The sequence below is a fragment of the Richelia intracellularis HH01 genome (genome assembly GCF_000350105.1).
GTDB classification, from domain to species: Bacteria; Cyanobacteriota; Cyanobacteriia; order Cyanobacteriales; family Nostocaceae; genus Richelia; species Richelia intracellularis.
On the sequence record NZ_CAIY01000044.1, the window covers coordinates 32,744 to 49,765 of the forward strand.

The window sequence follows — 17,022 nt, forward strand, 5'->3', positions numbered from 1 at the left end:
TTAAAGTGTTGTATTGCGAGTCTGACATACTACCTAACTTGTAAAACAACTAATGTCATATCATCATTACTCTGTTTATTTGCACCAATGAATTTCTGAACTTGATCAAATAAATAATCTAGAATTTCTTGGGTGCTACTACAGTATCTACAAGCAAAACTCAAGTGAGAGATTAGATTTTCCTCATCAAAACGATTACCATCTGCTGCTGCCGCATCAGTTAGTCCATCTGTATAATAGATAATTGTATCTCCTGGTTCCAAATGTGCTTGAGCATCTTCATACTGACTTTGTACATCTAAACCAATCAGCATTCCCAAAGTATCCAAACGACTTACTGTTTTAGTATTAGCGTGCCACCACAAAGGCGGATTATGAGCAGCATTACTATAATATAAAGTTCGGCTGTTAGGGTCATATTCAGAATAAAAAAGAGTTACGAAGCGATTGGAGTTTTCTAAATCAACATACATCACTCTATTGAGATTTTGCAGGATTCTAGCAGGAGTGTGACTGTGAAGCACTTCACCCCTTAGCATTCCCCGCATCATAGTCATAATTAGCCCTGCGGGAACTCCCTTACCCATGACATCGCCAATTACTAATGCCCACTTTCCATTATCTTTATTCTTAGAAAGGCTTGATGTTATATGATTATTACTTGTAGGAATAAAATCATAATAGTCTCCACCAACACGATTTGCTGGCTTACAACGAGCAGCAATGGTAATACTGGGAATTGATGGACATTGACGTGGAAATAACCGCCGCTGAATTTCAGCCCCTATTTCTAGCTCTTGATCTAGACGCTCTTTTTCGCGTAGTTCTACAGCCAATTCATCATTTTCAATAGCAACTGCAGTTTGATCTGCCACCAGACGTACTAACTTTTGTCGAGTCTCTGTCCAACTATATTCGGAATGGCTACTTAACACATAAAGCCATCCTCTTTCCTTGTGCTTAACTAAAATCGCAGTTCCAAATATTTGCATATCTGGTCCTAAGTAATGATGCATTTGGTCATCTAAAATACCAATAGAGTTAGAATTATGAGTATTATTACTATTAGGTAATAACTTGATTTTACTACTGGCGGTTTCTAAAGCTTTGCGAATGTTTTTCCTCTGACGACTATTTTGCCAATGCAATTGTTCTAATCTAACTTGACCATTAGGTTTGTATATAAATAATGCACTACCATCTGCATCTGTTACCCTAGTTGCCATTAATGGAATTAGTTCTAGGAATTGATTTAAATTATTAAAACTTCTTAAGGCAAAACCTAAGGAACTTAACAAATCCTGTATTTTATTTTGTTCCCGGTGTAATCGCGCCACCAACTCTTTAAGTGCAACAATTGGGGTCACATCATTAGCACTGCTACTATTACTGTCAGTCGGTTGGGATGGCACTTGAGACACTTGCACTGTTTCTTTGCTCTTAAATGTTGCTAATTTGGATGATAGCTAGTCAGCCTCAAAAGGGTGAGAATAGCCAAACAATACTGGGACAAATTCATGGCTTTTTTTAAAGTAAAAAATAACACACATGCTGTTTATATGGTTGGTAATTTCCTCTATTAAAGCCTAAAGTGCCAGCTTAGCTCCCCTGAACTATAAGTTATAATTTAGGGTGGGCTGCTAGGATTTAAATTCGTTTCATCTAACTGCAATTATTCTGACTAGACTTCACTTAAAATCGACAGTAAAGTGGACTGGATGAAATTCAATTCACATGGTTTATAAAATAAACTGTGTAAATTGAAATATGAATCAAACATCAGAACTCATAATATATTGCGATCTCACTATTTGATTCACTTAATCATGAGGTCATATGTCTTTAGGGACGAAAATTACTACATGAGTATATATCTTGTCAAGGTGTATACTCGACTCTTATTGGTCTGATACCCTAAGGGTATAACCTATGAAATAAATAGCACCTGAATGGTAGGACTCATTGATGCTAACTATACATAGTCTAGTTGATAATGCGTATTTTGATTTCCTTTCCTAGAGAAGGAGTAAAAGTAAAATAAGTATTTCATTTTTTAGGAAATAGTGGGACTCTTCAAGCAACTGAGGACGATTTATATAAAATAGCCAAAAAATATAATCGGGGTTGATTCTAACAAAGCTTAATACTCAGAAATGAAACTAGTGAATCATTTTGTTAATTTATTTTTGTTAGCTATATCACTTACTATATTTCTTAAAAAGACATTAATGGGGTTTTAGGAAATATATGTATAAAATACTAAGAATTTTATGTTTCTTTATTTGATTTAAATTAATGAAATCTTTGAAAAATAAATCACAAACAAAGTGCAGTTACTTAATTCCACTTTGTTTGTGAAGATTAATGTCTAATATCATTGGACCAAATTTTCACGATTAAGTGGGAAGTGAGAATTAAGTAATTGTCAGAATCATCCACTAGATTTACATAAACTATACTAAACACTACCAGGTCTTACTCAGGTAAAAGTACTTTTATTCTCTACCCCAAAGGGTATATTCCTATCTGTTATATTGGCTCTTTATCAGTCGGGAAAAGATTATGCGTTTTTAAATTCCTAAAAACCTTAAGTCTCCTGTCACTAAAACATCATCGGACAAACTTACTGCTATAGACAGGTAGATTTGTCAAACTTTTCTTCATAAACATTTTCTGATTTTTAGGAGTACTGAATGGAATGTCGAATTTAAATCTTAAGTAATGCTTTTCCTTCGCCCAAAGTATATTTCAATATTCCTTATAGGTTTACCCATCCTAATGACGAGTAAACCAAGTGAAATAACTGTTAGATTAAATTAGGTGCTTTACAATATGTGAAGCAGTATAGGAGCCAAATCAATATTTTTGATGACTTTCCATGAGTATCAAGTAGCTAATTTTTGTATTCCCATTCAGAAATACAATAGGGTAAAAAAGAAAACACTTGTTTTTGTATGCAGGTCATTCTATAAATATAAAAGGGTAAAGTCAATAGATAATTTAAGTAACTGATAACGAAATTGGATTATTATCTAAATGAATTATCTTAGTTCAATACCCACTCAATATTTAGCATTATCTATCTATCTATGATTGCTAACTTTATTCTTCTCTTTTATTGCTCAATAGTCCTAACAATATAGTGATGCAGATATCAAAAAATTCGACATAAAATTCGACATATATAAACTCTAGAAAAAGAGAAATGAGCTACAATTTAAAAGATATGGATTTAGCTGTATACTTTAGTTTCATTTTCGATAGAAAATATGGCTTGGTGAATTATTCTTTTACCATGATGACTGGGTTTCAGGTTAGATTTTTGGGACCTATAAAACTTACTCAATAGTCACTAGGGCTAAAAACCTAAATAGAAATTATCCTTGAGATTCTTAGGTAATGCCTATTCTCTTATATCCTTTGTCAATTTCCAAGTGATTCAGTAATTTACCAAACTATTCAACAAGTTTCTGTATTGGTACAATTACCTCATAGTAATGACTCAAGTTAACTGCCTTATGGATTGTTGAAACACATATGGATGATGTGTTTCAATTGACTGGGTTAATACAACAATATATTTCCCGGCAATTTCCTGGTAATATTCAAGTTGAGTTCGCTAAAGTCTAGCCAGAAGAATTACCATTTCAAATTATACCAGACTAAGATTTTAAACTGAAAAATTACAAAATTCCTAACCACCTAAAAGAGCCTCAACAAACTCATAACTAGAAAAGGGGCGTAAATCATCAATACCTTCTCCTGCACCAATAAACCGAATTGGTAAGCTAAGTTGTTGAACTACAGCTAAAGCTACTCCGCCTCTAGCAGTACCATCTAATTTTGTTAAGACCACACCACTCAATTTAGCTGCTTGGGAAAATACTTCCGCTTGTCGTAGACCATTTTGCCCCAATGTAGCATCTAATACTAATAAGGATTCTACTTTAGCATCAGGGGCTTTTTTACTAATAGTTCGTCGGACTTTACTAAGTTCGTCCATTAGATTTTTCTTGTTCTGCAATCGTCCTGCAGTATCGACTAAAAGTAATTCAATACCGCGGGACTTAGCAGCATTAATTGCATCAAATACCACTGATGCTGGATCAACATTTTTACTGGGGTTTGCAACTACCTCTACACCACTTCTTTCCCCCCATATTTTCACTTGTTCAACTGCCGCGGCTCGGAAAGTATCAGCAGCACCAATCAAACAGTTATAACCGGATTTTTGGGCAAGGCGAGCCAGTTTACCAATGGTGGTAGTTTTGCCTGCACCATTCACTCCAGTTATTAACCAGATATTCAGGTTCCCTCTTTCTAAAGAAAAGCTGCCTGACTCTTTCAAAGGTTTATCTAGCATATCCCGGAGAATTTTCTTAAGGTAAGTTATTGCTTCATCTGGGGGTAGTGCTTTTTCCTTTAATTTTTGCTGAAGAGAATGAATAATATAATCTGTGGCTTCTACTCCTACATCAGCTTGTAATAGAGCAGCTTCAATTTCGTCTACTGCAACCTGATTGAGAGGACCTTGACCCACAATAGCTTTTAGCTGGTTTACAATATTACGACGGGTTTTATCAAGACCTTGACGGAGCCGTTTAAGCCAGGTAATTTCTTCTATAGAAATATCATCTGCACGTTTTCCCTGAGATCCTAGTACTTCTACTGACCAAATAAAGCCATCATCAAACTCTATAAGAGCAGTTTCATCTATTGAAGTATTGGCAGTAGTTTGTGCCAGTTCTATATTATCCAACTCAATGGCACTGGCAGTTAACCGTTCTTCCTTACTATATCTTTCAGCAGTAGCTCTTTCTATAAAGGATAGATTAGTAGGAGTAGATTCTAACTTTTCTTGGATAGTTAGTGAGGTTTCGTTAATAGTACTTCCAGAAAGAATATTTGTGGTTATTGTAGTGACTGCTGTTGTTAAGTTGTCTGCTGATTCAGTTAAGCCACTAACGTCCGTGAATTCAGCTTTTAAATCTTCTGCAGGAGAAGATAATTTGTTTCTTACATCAGTCCTAGTCTGAGCTTCTTTTTTTCTTGAATATTACTATAAGCTGCTTTTGCAAAAGCTAGTAAGTCTTTTGATATTTCTGATGTACTTGCATTACTATAACAGTCTTCTGAAGTGAAACAATCTTCATTAGCACTAGGAATACCTTTCTCCTTGTTCTCTGGATTAGCACTAGCATTAGTAGTACCCTCTTCATTTTGACGGTTAAACCAATTAAAAGCCATAATAACTAGGTTTATGAGTTGTTGTATTAGTTAATACGTGATGAGAAATTTGGTTATGAGTTGAGCCAATCCTTTAACTCAAATTACTAATAAAAAGCTGGATTTTTCTATGCTCAATTCACAACTTAACATTGATTTAGGTTCTCTAGAACTGAATTGTATGTCAATGATATTGTGTAACTTTACTATCTATTTCTGCATTTGAACTTTAGGTCGAAATATTTATCCGTAGTACGCCTGTAGATTCTATAGATTAAGACTATTTACAATAACCATTACATCATAAAATTATGATAGTAAATCAATAATACAATTAATCCTCGACCTTCTTTATGGAACCCAATATTCGTCTCTACTCACAATCATCAAAGACAACATGTTGTATCTAAGGTAAATAAAAAATGTTACTTGTTCATATTAAAACTGAATAAAGGTAATTGTCTTTAGAAGAAAGTAATAGCATTGTTCATTCTTTTATATAAAGTATTGGATTTTCAGTAGCCAAGTATCTATAAAAGCATTCATTAGGATTAGAAAACCCAAAATTGGGTACTTCAAAAATTTTATTGTGGAATGGCTTGTAAGTAATTAATACAAATACAAACAAGTTAAGTATATAGAACATCCCAATATCATTATTATTTATTCAAGGTCTTCTTGTAGAAGACTTTTGTGACAATATTCATAATAGATATCAGCACAAATTCTCCAATCCATGATTATCCGAACAGATAGGGTATTCTAGTATCCATTATTTATCAGTTATAAACAATCTTTATTTGCTAGCAAAAGTTAATTCCAAATGCAATTATTGGAGAGTTTGTACAATCACTAAGTAGATTTGTATTTAAGCATCTTGTGCTTGAAAAGCAAATTAGATTCAGAGAAAAAAGTAATCTAACTCAGCTTAAAAAAGTTGATTAATTTATTCTCATCTTAATGGGTATCAAAATTTTGTAAATATACTTTTTCATATTTATGTATTCTTCTGAAATACAGTTATTCTGTTACCCGACGCAAAACCCCATTAATAAAGCGATGACTATCATTGCCGCTGTAACGCTTTGCCAATTCCACAGCTTCATTTATTGCTACTTTGTTAGGAATATCAAGAAACATCATTTCCAGTACTGCAATCCTCAAAATATCACGATCTATTTGTGCTAGGCGGTTAACTTGCCAATCTACTAAAGCTGAGCTTATCGTTTCATCTATAATTTTCCGCTGATCGTTAACAATGCGAATAATCTCAATGGTATATCTTCCCACCTCCTTATCTTGATTAGCCAGCTGAATTAATTCCGGAAATTCTATAGCCGCTCCTAATTGATTAATTGCCGTTTGAGTACAAGTAATTGCATCTTGTAACATGTCTCTAGAAGTATTTAGGTCTATAGCACGGGTTTGACTACTGAGAAGATAGTCATTACTACGTTGTAGTTCTGCAGTAGCATTATCTAAGGTCTCTTGCACCTCAGATGTTAAAGTCCTTACAGAAGCTAGTATCAATTTTGACAATTCCTCTTCCGTAAGTTTTTTATGATTTACAGGAAGTTGGGAAATACTTAAAAGTGCTAATTCACGAGCGATTTGCCGGGGTTTACGAGGTTGCATAAGAATATAAGGAGTAAAATACTACTAAAGTCATCATAGTCAAGGAAAATTTATAATTAGGAATTATTCCTCATATTGAGTAGCTATTTTAATGTTCATAAACTCGAATATTCTCCAAAATAATAATTTCAGAGACCACATAATTAAGTATGAGGCTTTCAGGATTCAATAGATATGAAGCGTAATTATTTGATATTCTGAAATTTTAGGTTGATTATTACAGCTAGCGTTGTGTAATTGCCTTGAGGTATACATATGGGGAATGCTGTGTCTCCTCAAGACCTTATCCTTCTTCGACAGGCATGGTTTGTTGCTTAACTTCCAAGTTCGTGATTCCCATAGTATGTTCTTGACTAATGACCAAGGGTGAGAGGACTGTACTGGGAGCTACAATCCCCCCAGAAACAACTATTTTAAGTGCATCTTCTATGGATATTGATAGGTTTACCACTTCATTCTCTGGTACTAATGCGTACCATCCACTTGTAGGATTGGGCGTAGTAGGAATAAACACACCCACCATGGAACCAGATAACTTGGCTTTAATCTCAGAACTAATAGAACCTGTAACAAAAGCAATAGACCACATACCACGTCTCGGGTATTCTAACAAAACAACCCGACGAAATTTATTATTAGAGTCTTTAATTAAAGTTTCAAGTAACTGCTTGAGGGTTTTATAAACTTGTCCTGCTAAAGGAATAGCTTGTAATATCCGTTCACCTACATCTAGCAACCATCGTCCAGCAATATTCCTAGCCATCAAGCCAATAATCAAAATGCTTAGCAGAGGAACTGCTAATCCTACAACCAAGTTGAGTAAGTTGACTAAAATTGGATGCATTCCATCAAAAGGATTCAGCTGTTTAGGAATTCGAGTAAGAAAATTAATCACCCAGATAGCTATTGTAACAGTTAGCCAAATTGTAGTGGCCAGAGGAATGACCAATAATAAGCCAGCAATCAGGTCATTTTTCAAGTCTTGTTTCCAACGATGAAATGCCAAAACGCCATTCTCCTGTTTTCGGCTACCAAAATTTCTATTATTGATATTCATAGCAACATGTGAATCAATTTACGAAGCTAGTTTATCTCAGTGTTTAGGTGTAAATCATATTTCATAGACTTCGCACCTAAACTTATAATCGGTATAGTAAGGACGGCACTAAATTTTTTGCTATTACCCAAGACCAACAATTTTAAGAGTTGTAAATGATTATTAGAAGTATTTTAGTGTATTATCCATAATATTGTGCGAAAAAAATAGCTACAATAATCGTAGTTCAGAGAATAACCCAACTACTGATAGCCTTTATTGGTAAACAGTTGGATACTAATTTAGTAAAAACTATAGTCAGATTGGATAATTTTTTGGATGATTACCGGTAAAAATGTCCTGCTTTAAAAGCTTATATTTGGTGATTATAGTTGGGTTTAGTTGATTGTTTGTTTAATAGATCACTATGGTTATGCAAGACTCACAGCCTAAGACCCTAAGCAGGTGAAATTTAACACTCATAAAATAATTACAAAACACACAGGGCTATTCCAAATCTTCTATTTAAAAACCACCTGGGAACAAGTAAATACATGTGTAAAAGTATATAAATAGTCTAGCTGATAGTCTTTTAAGATGAGGCATTTAAAGCTTCCAACTTGCTAGGGATTATACCTCGAAAGTTAGTTGTAATATTTTCTAACTTGATTCAGTATTTCCCTTAGTTGATAGGTATAATGGCAGTCTTACTTATATGTATATCTGAATATCACCCTTTCTATAGTTGTAATATGGGTGTGTGTTGTCTGTAAAAACTGGTTTGTAGTCCTAACCTTTTAGTATGAGAATAACCTATAAAGTGAACCTCAAAGTGACAAGATAAACTCATTTATTAATAGGGTATTATGTAATGTAGTAAATCTAATAGCCTATAAACATAGGCATTCTGGTTATGTAATAGCTTGTATAATAGGATTATGATAAGAATTTTTTTATCCTTCCTGTATGTTGGCATTCAGGAGATAATTCTGGGAGTATACATACTGTTAATCTCTTCGGTGAATTGACCCTAAACCCTATTTATTTTACCTATTGGTAGATTATAAAGTGATGACTTAAAAATTTCTTAGGGCAGGTAGTAGCAATAATTTGCACGGCCTGATAGCTCAATTAACCCACCAATCGGATAAAATAGCTAATTTAATGCAATAATATGTAGTTATTTGTTACCAGTCAGCATGTAAATTTAGAATATGTGGTTTTAATCGATAAATGAAAACCACATATTCTTATAAGTTTCTACCCTTTAGGTTTTATTTCTAGAATTGAAAAGGAAGTAAGAAAAAATCATAAAGTGGTAGTTTTTCATGTGAAAGAAATAAATTTAGCCCCTTAGCACATTATATTCTTAGATTTTGCATTCTGAATTTAATATCAAATCTAATGTATAGCATTTTTATGTTTCTTATCAGAATAATTATGCATTTCCCTTAAACTACTCCAGCCAATAATTGTATAACCAACAGATAGTAGCAAACTATTCAAGCCAATGCTTATGAATGATTTCCAGGCTTCTTGCTTGGTGTTTTTTTCTAATCTTTTCCTCCTGACACGAATTTTAGTCAATTGTTCATTTGCGCTTTGCTGGGCTGCTGAAAGGGGATTGGTTTGTTGACTAACTAGTTTGTCTAATTCTTTAGGATTTACCTTGGCTTTTTTGAGCACATCTTTCACTAAATCTGGTATTTGATTATTTGCCAAGACCTGTTTATATTTGGTTTCATCCTCAATAATTTCGGTTAATTGAGTTTTTGTTCTATCTCTTAACTGTTTTAGCTGAGCTTTTCCTTGTTCGCTATTGAATTGGGCTTTAGTCTGAAACAAACTTGTTTCTAGTTGTTTTTCTGCCCTATCTGCCTCTTGGTTTATTTCCTTTAACTTCTGCTTGCTAAATTGGTTCATATTGTTGACGTGTAAGGGGAAAAATGCCAAAAACATCATTCCTAAAATTACAGCAAAAATTGAGGCAGGTATTTTTAAATGGAGTGAAAATCTGTGACTTTCATTTTTATTATCAATCCAATATCCAATAAATAGCATACCCAAGCCCACCATTGGTATAATTCCCCGGTCTACTAACGCAGTAACTAAACTAATTTGCCATTTGCTATCAGTGACTTGGAAAGGAAATATCAAAACCAAAACATCTAGCAAGAAAGATAAAATAAGAATAACGGCAATAATTTTGAGTGTTCTAGAAGTAATTGCTGTTGATAAATTATTAATCATAAGCTTTTGTTATTAAATAGTTTTTAAGGCTTTAATTATGTTGGTTACTTATATAAAGATAATTGGTCTCTATGTAATGATATGGTATGAATCTTAGACTGGAAATGCACTAATGAGTATTCCATACTTTTGAGTAAGATTGCCAAACTAATAAGTCTTCTGGTCTATCAATATCTGTAAGAGTTTGTAACTGCATTTGAGATAGACCCAGTCTCTGGGCTGTACTTATAGTCTGTTGTAAAACTCTTGCTGTTCCCCAACTGATGTTGATAAATAATTCTGGTATATATCTTTTTAGACCAAGTAAGTAATAGCCACCATCGACTGCAGGACCAATGATCAAATCGTAATTAACCAGTTGATCAAAAGCTTGGGTAAGAATATCAGCATTTAGCCCTGGGCAATCAATACCGATTAGTAAAACTTGTTGGGCATTATTTTGAAAAGCATTGAAAAGTGAGCGCCCCATGTTATTTCCCAAATCTCCTTCTCCTTGAGATTCGTAAATTAATTTGTCCCCTAACCAAGCTTTCATAAGCTCTAAGTTACCACCATTAAATCTAACTTCTATGGATGTATAACTAGTATTTACTAATTTTTTTGCCCAGGCAAGTGTATACTCGGTCATTTGGCGTTGTAAATCAGCTGCACCCTCTGGGCCCAAAGTATTTATAAGTCGGGTTTTGGTGTTTCCTGGTTCTGGATAACGAGTAAAAATGATTAAATGCCGTTGATTGATTTTTGGGTTATTAAGCAAACGATTTTCCTAATAAAAGTACTTTTTAACTACTGAAAGGGAGTTAAGCAAAACAATTCATAATAACAAATAAGCATGACTATATTATTTACTCTATTGCCTTTCTCATTCATCTCCATATAATCTCTATCAAACTCCACCCTTTATCAAACCAACACATATTTTTATTTAAAATAAAACTTGTTCTTATCACTTCTAATTTTCAATAATCCTTTAATATCATAAATACTTAAATCCTATAAGTAAATGTGCGAGATTTTATTTTTCTCAACTTCATTACTAGAGATTTTAATCTTTATCTTCTAAAACAATTTATATCACCTAGCATATTTGCATTTGAATTGAATACAAGGGTTCATGACCGCATTTTAGGGATTAATCGGGGATAAATGATACAGCAAGAACAAGTCTAGAAAATATTTGCAACATTGCCGGAGCCAAAAAATCATGCTATACAACTCGCGATGTCGTTTCGCTTGCCAATATGCTAAGAAAGAACTCGTGCTTTTGGGAATAAATAACTAATATTCCTGTCTTAATCACCTCAATTAGAGTACACCAAACAACTGCAAACTCTAAATAAAACCCTATTTTTTTTGATCAATATAGCCTTTTCTTTATTGAGTTTTATGTACGAATTGTAAATTCAAACTGTGAAATTCCCTACTTTTCATATAAAAGGCAAAAGGTTTTACATCAGAGATAATGTGAAATTCTATATTTTGTTAAATAATATTACAACCGAAACTACTTAAACTCTTTGAAGAGTTTTGGAAATTTTTATAACCCCAAACATATTTGCCTCTTATAACTAAGAATTATGGTAGCTATTTTAAATCATAAACTATAATAAGCATCTTACATCCTTTGATATCTCGACCATTATTTTTGAATAAACACCTACATAGTTTTAATAAAATAACTATCCATCCGAAGTAGGTATTTTAATAATATTCTGGCAATATTAAGTTTTGCTATCTTCTTCTATACTAAGATTTTTGCGGAATTTAATGAATAAAGTACTTATACAAAGGCTAACTGTATTTATTCTTCAAGGATAGAGGAATTAATTAACAATTATGAAGTTTGAGTCTTCAAATATTTCGGATAAATTCATGTTTGAATTTATTAAATAGTAATATAGGCACTAATAAATAGCGTATGATATCCAAGGTAAAATAAAGCCTTAAACTTTAATTATTGTTGAAAACTTTATGTCTTCCCAGGAAAACGATAAAAAACAAACCACTGAAACTAATTTATCAGCCGGAGTCAGGAGTGGCTTACGAGAAAATTTTAGTTTAATTGTCATTGCTTTGCTTTTAGCCTTCCTGATCCGTACATTTGTTGCCGAACCTAGGTATATTCCATCGGATTCTATGGTTCCCACTCTACTCACAGGTGATCGTTTAGTAGTGGAGAAAGTGTCCTACTATTTTCATACCCCCAAATTTGGCGAAATCATTGTTTTCCAACCGCCAGAAGAGTTAAAAAATCGTGGCTATCAGAAGAATCAAGCTTTTATAAAACGAGTAATTGGTGAACCAGGGAATGTTATAAGCATTAATGCTGGTCAAGTTTACTTGGATGACAAGTCTTTACAAGAAGACTACATTGCAGAACCTCCCAATCAACCCTTTCTACCAGTCAAAGTTCCCCCAGATAATTTGTTTGTCATGGGAGATAATCGCAATGATAGCAACGATTCCCGTTACTGGGGTTTTGTACCTCAAAAGAATGTTATTGGTCGAGCTATATTCCGTTTCTGGCCGCTTAGTAGAATTGGTTTTATTTAGATCTGGAGAAGGCTATTATAGGTTTCTTTTTTTGTAATTGATCTATGTTTAAAAACGTAGATGATACATTAACTTTGCTATTACATCACTAGATAAGTTTAACCTTTGTTGAAAATCCGCCAAGTTTTGGTATAAGCCATTCGTAAATCTGTTGTCAATTAAAGCTTGTGCCAATTCAAAATTAATATAAGGAACCTGGAGTAAACTTTCTAACGTTGCAGTATTAGGGTCTACCACATAAACTAAACCTTCTGTATCTTCATCTTCGTAATAACTAAAATTGAGAATTACCTCTAAATATTTGAGTCTATGAACTGATATACTTAAGGCGGCAGCCATATCCTCGATACAATAAAATCTTACTCCTACACGAGAAAGTTCTACTAAATTTCTTGCTTGATGGATCGATAAACCCGGCAAGCGTAGCCAATCATCTACAGCAGCTCGATTGACATCAATCCGTACACCCAAATGTGCTGCCATCAGAATCTCCTCCTCAGATTGCAGGCGATAGTAAGGATCGGAGCTCAATTTGTGACGTAGTCTTTTAAGTCTTGGATTAATGCCAAATGATAGCCAGTTTTGATTCATACAATGCCAATCTAAATAAATATGCAAATCACGAAATTTGTTCGAGAATATAGCGACGCTTTTGTTCGAACTCATACTCAGAAATTAAACCTTCCTGACGCAAAGTATCCAACTCTCTTAGAGCCTCAGCTAATTGAGCCATTGTATTTTCACTTTTTATTCCATTTGTAACTAGTGATTTGCCTCCATTAAAATTATTATTAAAACTATCTTCATCTTGGGTAAGATACCACACACCTTCAATAGCACTTGCAACCCTTGGAATTGGTGTCCAAGAAAGTATTACATACAATAATCCCCACAATGGTTGACCTAGATAAAATTTATGTAGTCCAGAAACTGTTAATATACTAGCAAATGCCAAAATGGCAGCTACACTGCGGCTTTTATACTTGATTGACATAATGGAATATACCCCCGTAACTATAGTCAAATAACAATGCCAACAAAATAATTACAAAAATCAAGTATTATTACCTTCTTCAATTCTTCTTTCAGATAAAAGCCTGGTTATTAATTACTACATAATCTTACTGATGATATATTGGAAAACTACAAAAATAAATGATTTAAGTTCAATAAGGGGTTATAATTACCAATCTTATTGGCAATTATAACCCAAGTACAAATATTCATAAGCAACCCACCCCAGTGTTAACCATCGTTGCTTACAGTGATAATAAGCCGAATATTAAGGTATATAAGACAGGTAGAGGTGTTGGTCCCAACATAGGTTCTTTCCGACCACACTGTTATAGCCTTCTCCATATACTTCTTCCATTACTCGACTTACACTCAACTTAACATAAGTAAGAAAAACAGTTTATCTACTAATAAATCTAACGAACTCAGTTACCATTGTTCAAGTTTTCGAGCATTTATAGTGATTAACAATTCTGAATATTTAGCCTGAGAAATTGTTTACTTGGTTTTATAGGATAAATATACTGCTGCAATTCTTGTATTCACTATGCTTCGGTATACATGTTCTTTTAATCTTTTTACCCATTCTAGACAGTTATAACAACTCATATAAATTTTGCAAGATAGTTGCTTAAAGGCTGCTTATTATATATTTGATTACATATGCTCAGTGAATTACTAGGTCAATTTCCTTTTTTCAAACTAGTAATTGTAGAGATACTAAGTGATAAATCATTAATTATGAAAACATAAAACAAGAATTGAGGAGTGCTGCAACTGGTATTTAATAGAAAGCATTATAGAATAGACTCAAAATATTTCATTATAATTTTATGTTTTCCCTTCTCCTATACACTCTGGTAATTACCAATATTGAGGAGGAGAAAGCGAAAATATCAATACATTACAACAACTTAATAGTGTTTTAATCATGTCCTGGCTAGTTACCATTACTACCTAGTAACTCTGTAATTGCCTGACGTTCTATAGGAGTTTGAACCGGTGGAGTCTGTCGGGCATCAGTGATAAGCCAATCCAAAGCAGCAGCTTGAACGTCAATAGCAGCTCCAGTCTTATCTACACAATACCTACCAAACACCAATTTATCAACCAAACGAACCCCTAGACCTAAACGAGACCATTCAAAAATAACACTATTTTCAACAGTGGTATCACTGCATATCCAACAGTTAGGACCAATCATTGCTGGACCAATAATTTTTGCTCCATCTTCAATCCTAGTCATTCCCCCGATATATACTGGCCCTATAATATCAACCCTATCCCAGTTAATATCTACATTCAACCCAGTATATATCCCTGGGAGCACCTCCTGGCCAGGAATTTGCACATTTTTGATGCTCCCAGATAAAACACCACGAATAGCCCGCCAATAATCTGGTACCTTACCAATGTCTACCCACTCAAATTCCATTGGCAAAGCATAGAAAGATGCCCCTATTTTCACCAATTTTGGAAATAAATCCCTGCCAATATCGTACTCAACACCTGAAGGTATGTAATTTAATACCTCTGGTTCGAAAATATAAATACCAGTGTTAATATTAGTACTTAAAGCTTCTTCTACTTTTGGCTTTTCCTGGAAAGCTTTTACACGGCCATCATCATCTGTTACAACGACACCATAGCTAGAAACCTTTTCTTTGGGAACGGGCTTGGTAATAATAGTGGCAATAGAATCTTTTGCCCGGTGCCACTTAACTGCTGTGGTTAAATCTAAATCGATTAAAGCGTCCCCACATATTACCACAAAAGTATCATCAAAAAACGGTGAAAAGTCCTGGATTTTACGCATACCACCAGCAGAACCGATAGCTTCTCCCACCAAATTACCATCGACTATTCGCCCTTCAAAAGAATAGGCAATCTGTACTCCAAACCTTTGCCCATCACGGAAATAACTTTCTATTTCTTCCGCCAGGTGGCTTACATTAACCATAATTTGGTCAAACCCATGTTGACGGAGTACTTCTAATAAAAACTCCATCACTGGCTTTTGTAAAATGGGAATCATTGGTTTAGGAATTGTATAGGTAATTGGGCGAACGCGAGTACCTTTACCAGCAGCGAGAATCATCGCTTTCATATAATGTACTCCTCAGCCACAAGCCAGTTTACTATCATTAAATAATACCCAGTTATTTATTGATTGACGATCAAATGCCATGATCCTATTTGGAAAGCAGCAACTTCTGTCACTTTCTGCAACCATCAGTATAACTAGAGATAAACAATCGAGGAATATAAACCAATAAATTATCGAAAGCCATACAGAAAAGTAAGAGTAAAAAAGACTATACTGCTTTGCTTACAGTATCTAAGCTTGCCATAGGTAATTCCGCTGGCAATTTACTTCTATTTTCTTGAGGATGGATAATTAGACGAATCTTAACATCTTGGTAGAATTCCTCTTGAACTAACTCAACCTTCGATTGAGCTGAAAGTAATAATAATGCCCAAAAAACTCCAACAGTATTACTTTGGGACAAATTATGGGTTGAAGCATTACATGTTACCCCAAAAACATTTGAAGGAGTAATAGATTGATTCTCAGCCCAAAGCTCAACTAATTGTTCCAAATCCAACCAATTTTCTTCCAAACACAATTCATCTGCCTTCAATCTTAGTAACTGTTCTAATTGACTAGCAACTTCTGTCAAATTTTCTCGGTGTGCCAGTTCCAAAGCTGCTCTCATGCTTTTGACAGTAGCTTTTTGTCTAGTACAAATTGTCCCATTTGATTTTTCCAGACTTTTCAGTCTTTCTGCCATGATATGTAATTGTCCAATGAGTTCTTGCAGTGATACTCGGCGTTTTGGAGGTGGCATCGCCGCAGTACGACGACGTAGTTGTTTTTCCAGTGGTAGTCTTTGTCTATGGTGTTGTAGAATTTCATCTGTGCTTTCCAATAGCTCATCTTCTGCTAATACTTCTATTTCTTCAGCTGCAGATTGCAATTCCACCAATGAGTTAGCCTTAAATAGTACTAACATTGATGCTGATAGGAAAGCCTGTCCTGATTGGGATAAATCAGATTCATAACCTCTTGGGCTAGATTCCCCACCCATAAGTTCTAAGTAACGGTCAATCACCTCAATAACCTTCACATCCCAAGGGTCAATTTCACCTTGTTCTGCTTGTTGAATTAAGTTGGTAATTGTTTCCAGCAATTCGGAAGCATCCATTAATAGTTTCCAATGAAAATAGAAGTTAGTAGTCAGAAATTTTAGAGGTAAACAGATATTATTTTCATTTTTTATTTGGTGGATGTATTATTTATTGTTAGT

The 17,022-nt window shown here is 34.1% G+C and carries 12 protein-coding genes and 1 pseudogene; 2 read left to right on the forward strand and 11 right to left on the reverse strand.

All coding sequences use genetic code 11. From position 1 onward, the window contains the following. Nucleotides 1-29: 29 nt before the first annotated feature. Together RINTHH_RS05020 and ftsY are read right to left on the reverse strand one after the other, a co-directional pair. The gene (locus RINTHH_RS05020) at nt 30-1,427 is read right to left on the reverse strand and encodes a GAF domain-containing SpoIIE family protein phosphatase (RefSeq protein ID WP_008233665.1); all 1,398 of its coding nucleotides are present in this window, start codon (nt 1,425-1,427) and stop codon (nt 30-32) included. 2,267 nt (nt 1,428-3,694) lie between these two features. Further along, nucleotides 3,695-4,837 (reverse strand): annotated as a pseudogene (ftsY, locus tag RINTHH_RS05025) (signal recognition particle-docking protein FtsY); the annotation flags it as partial. Here ftsY and RINTHH_RS11680 point away from each other — a divergent pair. After that, nucleotides 4,764-5,036: a hypothetical protein gene (locus RINTHH_RS11680; RefSeq protein WP_044304676.1), complete on the forward strand. Its 273-nt coding sequence runs from the start codon at nt 4,764-4,766 to the stop codon at nt 5,034-5,036. The pseudogene ftsY and the gene RINTHH_RS11680 overlap by 74 nt on opposite strands. Here the strand turns inward: RINTHH_RS11680 and RINTHH_RS11685 are convergent. The 5 genes from RINTHH_RS11685 to RINTHH_RS05055 form a co-directional block, all read right to left on the reverse strand. Further along, on the reverse strand, nt 5,017-5,247 hold the full coding sequence (locus RINTHH_RS11685) for a hypothetical protein (RefSeq protein WP_008233669.1): 231 nt from the start codon (nt 5,245-5,247) through the stop codon (nt 5,017-5,019). The genes RINTHH_RS11680 and RINTHH_RS11685 overlap by 20 nt on opposite strands. A gap of 999 nt (nt 5,248-6,246) precedes the next feature. Next, nucleotides 6,247-6,861, reverse strand: coding sequence for a transcription antitermination factor NusB (gene nusB / locus RINTHH_RS05040; protein WP_008226451.1), 615 nt, complete (start codon nt 6,859-6,861; stop codon nt 6,247-6,249). A 283-nt stretch (nt 6,862-7,144) separates the two neighbouring features. Then, nucleotides 7,145-7,918 (reverse strand): DUF502 domain-containing protein, encoded by a 774-nt coding sequence (locus RINTHH_RS05045; RefSeq protein WP_044304678.1) that lies wholly within the window; start codon nt 7,916-7,918, stop codon nt 7,145-7,147. Nucleotides 7,919-9,298: 1,380 nt separating this feature from the next. After that, nucleotides 9,299-10,147: a hormogonium polysaccharide biosynthesis protein HpsJ gene (gene hpsJ-B / locus RINTHH_RS05050; protein ID WP_008233673.1), complete on the reverse strand. Its 849-nt coding sequence runs from the start codon at nt 10,145-10,147 to the stop codon at nt 9,299-9,301. A 109-nt stretch (nt 10,148-10,256) separates the two neighbouring features. After that, on the reverse strand, nt 10,257-10,904 hold the full coding sequence (locus RINTHH_RS05055; protein ID WP_008233674.1) for a TIGR04282 family arsenosugar biosynthesis glycosyltransferase: 648 nt from the start codon (nt 10,902-10,904) through the stop codon (nt 10,257-10,259). A 1,214-nt stretch (nt 10,905-12,118) separates the two neighbouring features. Here RINTHH_RS05055 and lepB point away from each other — a divergent pair. Next, nucleotides 12,119-12,700 (forward strand): signal peptidase I, encoded by a 582-nt coding sequence (gene lepB, locus RINTHH_RS05060; protein ID WP_008233675.1) that lies wholly within the window; start codon nt 12,119-12,121, stop codon nt 12,698-12,700. 48 nt (nt 12,701-12,748) lie between these two features. On the opposite strand, the gene RINTHH_RS05065 is transcribed toward lepB, so the two are convergent. The 4 genes from RINTHH_RS05065 to RINTHH_RS05080 all read right to left on the reverse strand — a co-directional run bounded on the left by RINTHH_RS05065 (nt 12,749) and on the right by RINTHH_RS05080 (nt 16,920). Continuing rightward, nucleotides 12,749-13,291, reverse strand: a complete 543-nt coding sequence (locus RINTHH_RS05065) for a ComEA family DNA-binding protein (protein ID WP_044304680.1) — start codon at nt 13,289-13,291, stop codon at nt 12,749-12,751. A gap of 28 nt (nt 13,292-13,319) precedes the next feature. Next, nucleotides 13,320-13,694 carry an NINE protein gene (locus tag RINTHH_RS05070; protein WP_008233678.1) on the reverse strand — a complete coding sequence of 125 codons (375 nt, stop codon included), beginning with the start codon at nt 13,692-13,694 and terminating at the stop codon, nt 13,320-13,322. Between the two features lie 960 nt (nt 13,695-14,654). Continuing rightward, nucleotides 14,655-15,821 (reverse strand): sugar phosphate nucleotidyltransferase, encoded by a 1,167-nt coding sequence (locus tag RINTHH_RS05075; RefSeq protein WP_008233680.1) that lies wholly within the window; start codon nt 15,819-15,821, stop codon nt 14,655-14,657. A 208-nt stretch (nt 15,822-16,029) separates the two neighbouring features. Next, the gene (locus tag RINTHH_RS05080; protein WP_008233683.1) at nt 16,030-16,920 is read right to left on the reverse strand and encodes a segregation/condensation protein A; all 891 of its coding nucleotides are present in this window, start codon (nt 16,918-16,920) and stop codon (nt 16,030-16,032) included. Nucleotides 16,921-17,022 lie beyond the last annotated feature (102 nt).

Coding starts and splice junctions, on each gene's coding strand:
- RINTHH_RS05070 (WP_008233678.1), bottom strand. CDS start 13,694: ATGTCAATCAAGTATAAAAGCCGCAGTGTAGCTGCCATTTTGGCATTT.
- RINTHH_RS05045 (WP_044304678.1), bottom strand. CDS start 7,918: ATGAATATCAATAATAGAAATTTTGGTAGCCGAAAACAGGAGAATGGC.
- RINTHH_RS05065 (WP_044304680.1), bottom strand. CDS start 13,291: ATGAATCAAAACTGGCTATCATTTGGCATTAATCCAAGACTTAAAAGA.
- RINTHH_RS11685 (WP_008233669.1), bottom strand. CDS start 5,247: ATGGCTTTTAATTGGTTTAACCGTCAAAATGAAGAGGGTACTACTAAT.
- hpsJ-B (WP_008233673.1), bottom strand. CDS start 10,147: ATGATTAATAATTTATCAACAGCAATTACTTCTAGAACACTCAAAATT.
- RINTHH_RS05080 (WP_008233683.1), bottom strand. CDS start 16,920: ATGGATGCTTCCGAATTGCTGGAAACAATTACCAACTTAATTCAACAA.
- nusB (WP_008226451.1), bottom strand. CDS start 6,861: ATGCAACCTCGTAAACCCCGGCAAATCGCTCGTGAATTAGCACTTTTA.
- RINTHH_RS05075 (WP_008233680.1), bottom strand. CDS start 15,821: ATGAAAGCGATGATTCTCGCTGCTGGTAAAGGTACTCGCGTTCGCCCA.
- RINTHH_RS11680 (WP_044304676.1), top strand. CDS start 4,764: ATGGCACTGGCAGTTAACCGTTCTTCCTTACTATATCTTTCAGCAGTA.
- lepB (WP_008233675.1), top strand. CDS start 12,119: ATGTCTTCCCAGGAAAACGATAAAAAACAAACCACTGAAACTAATTTA.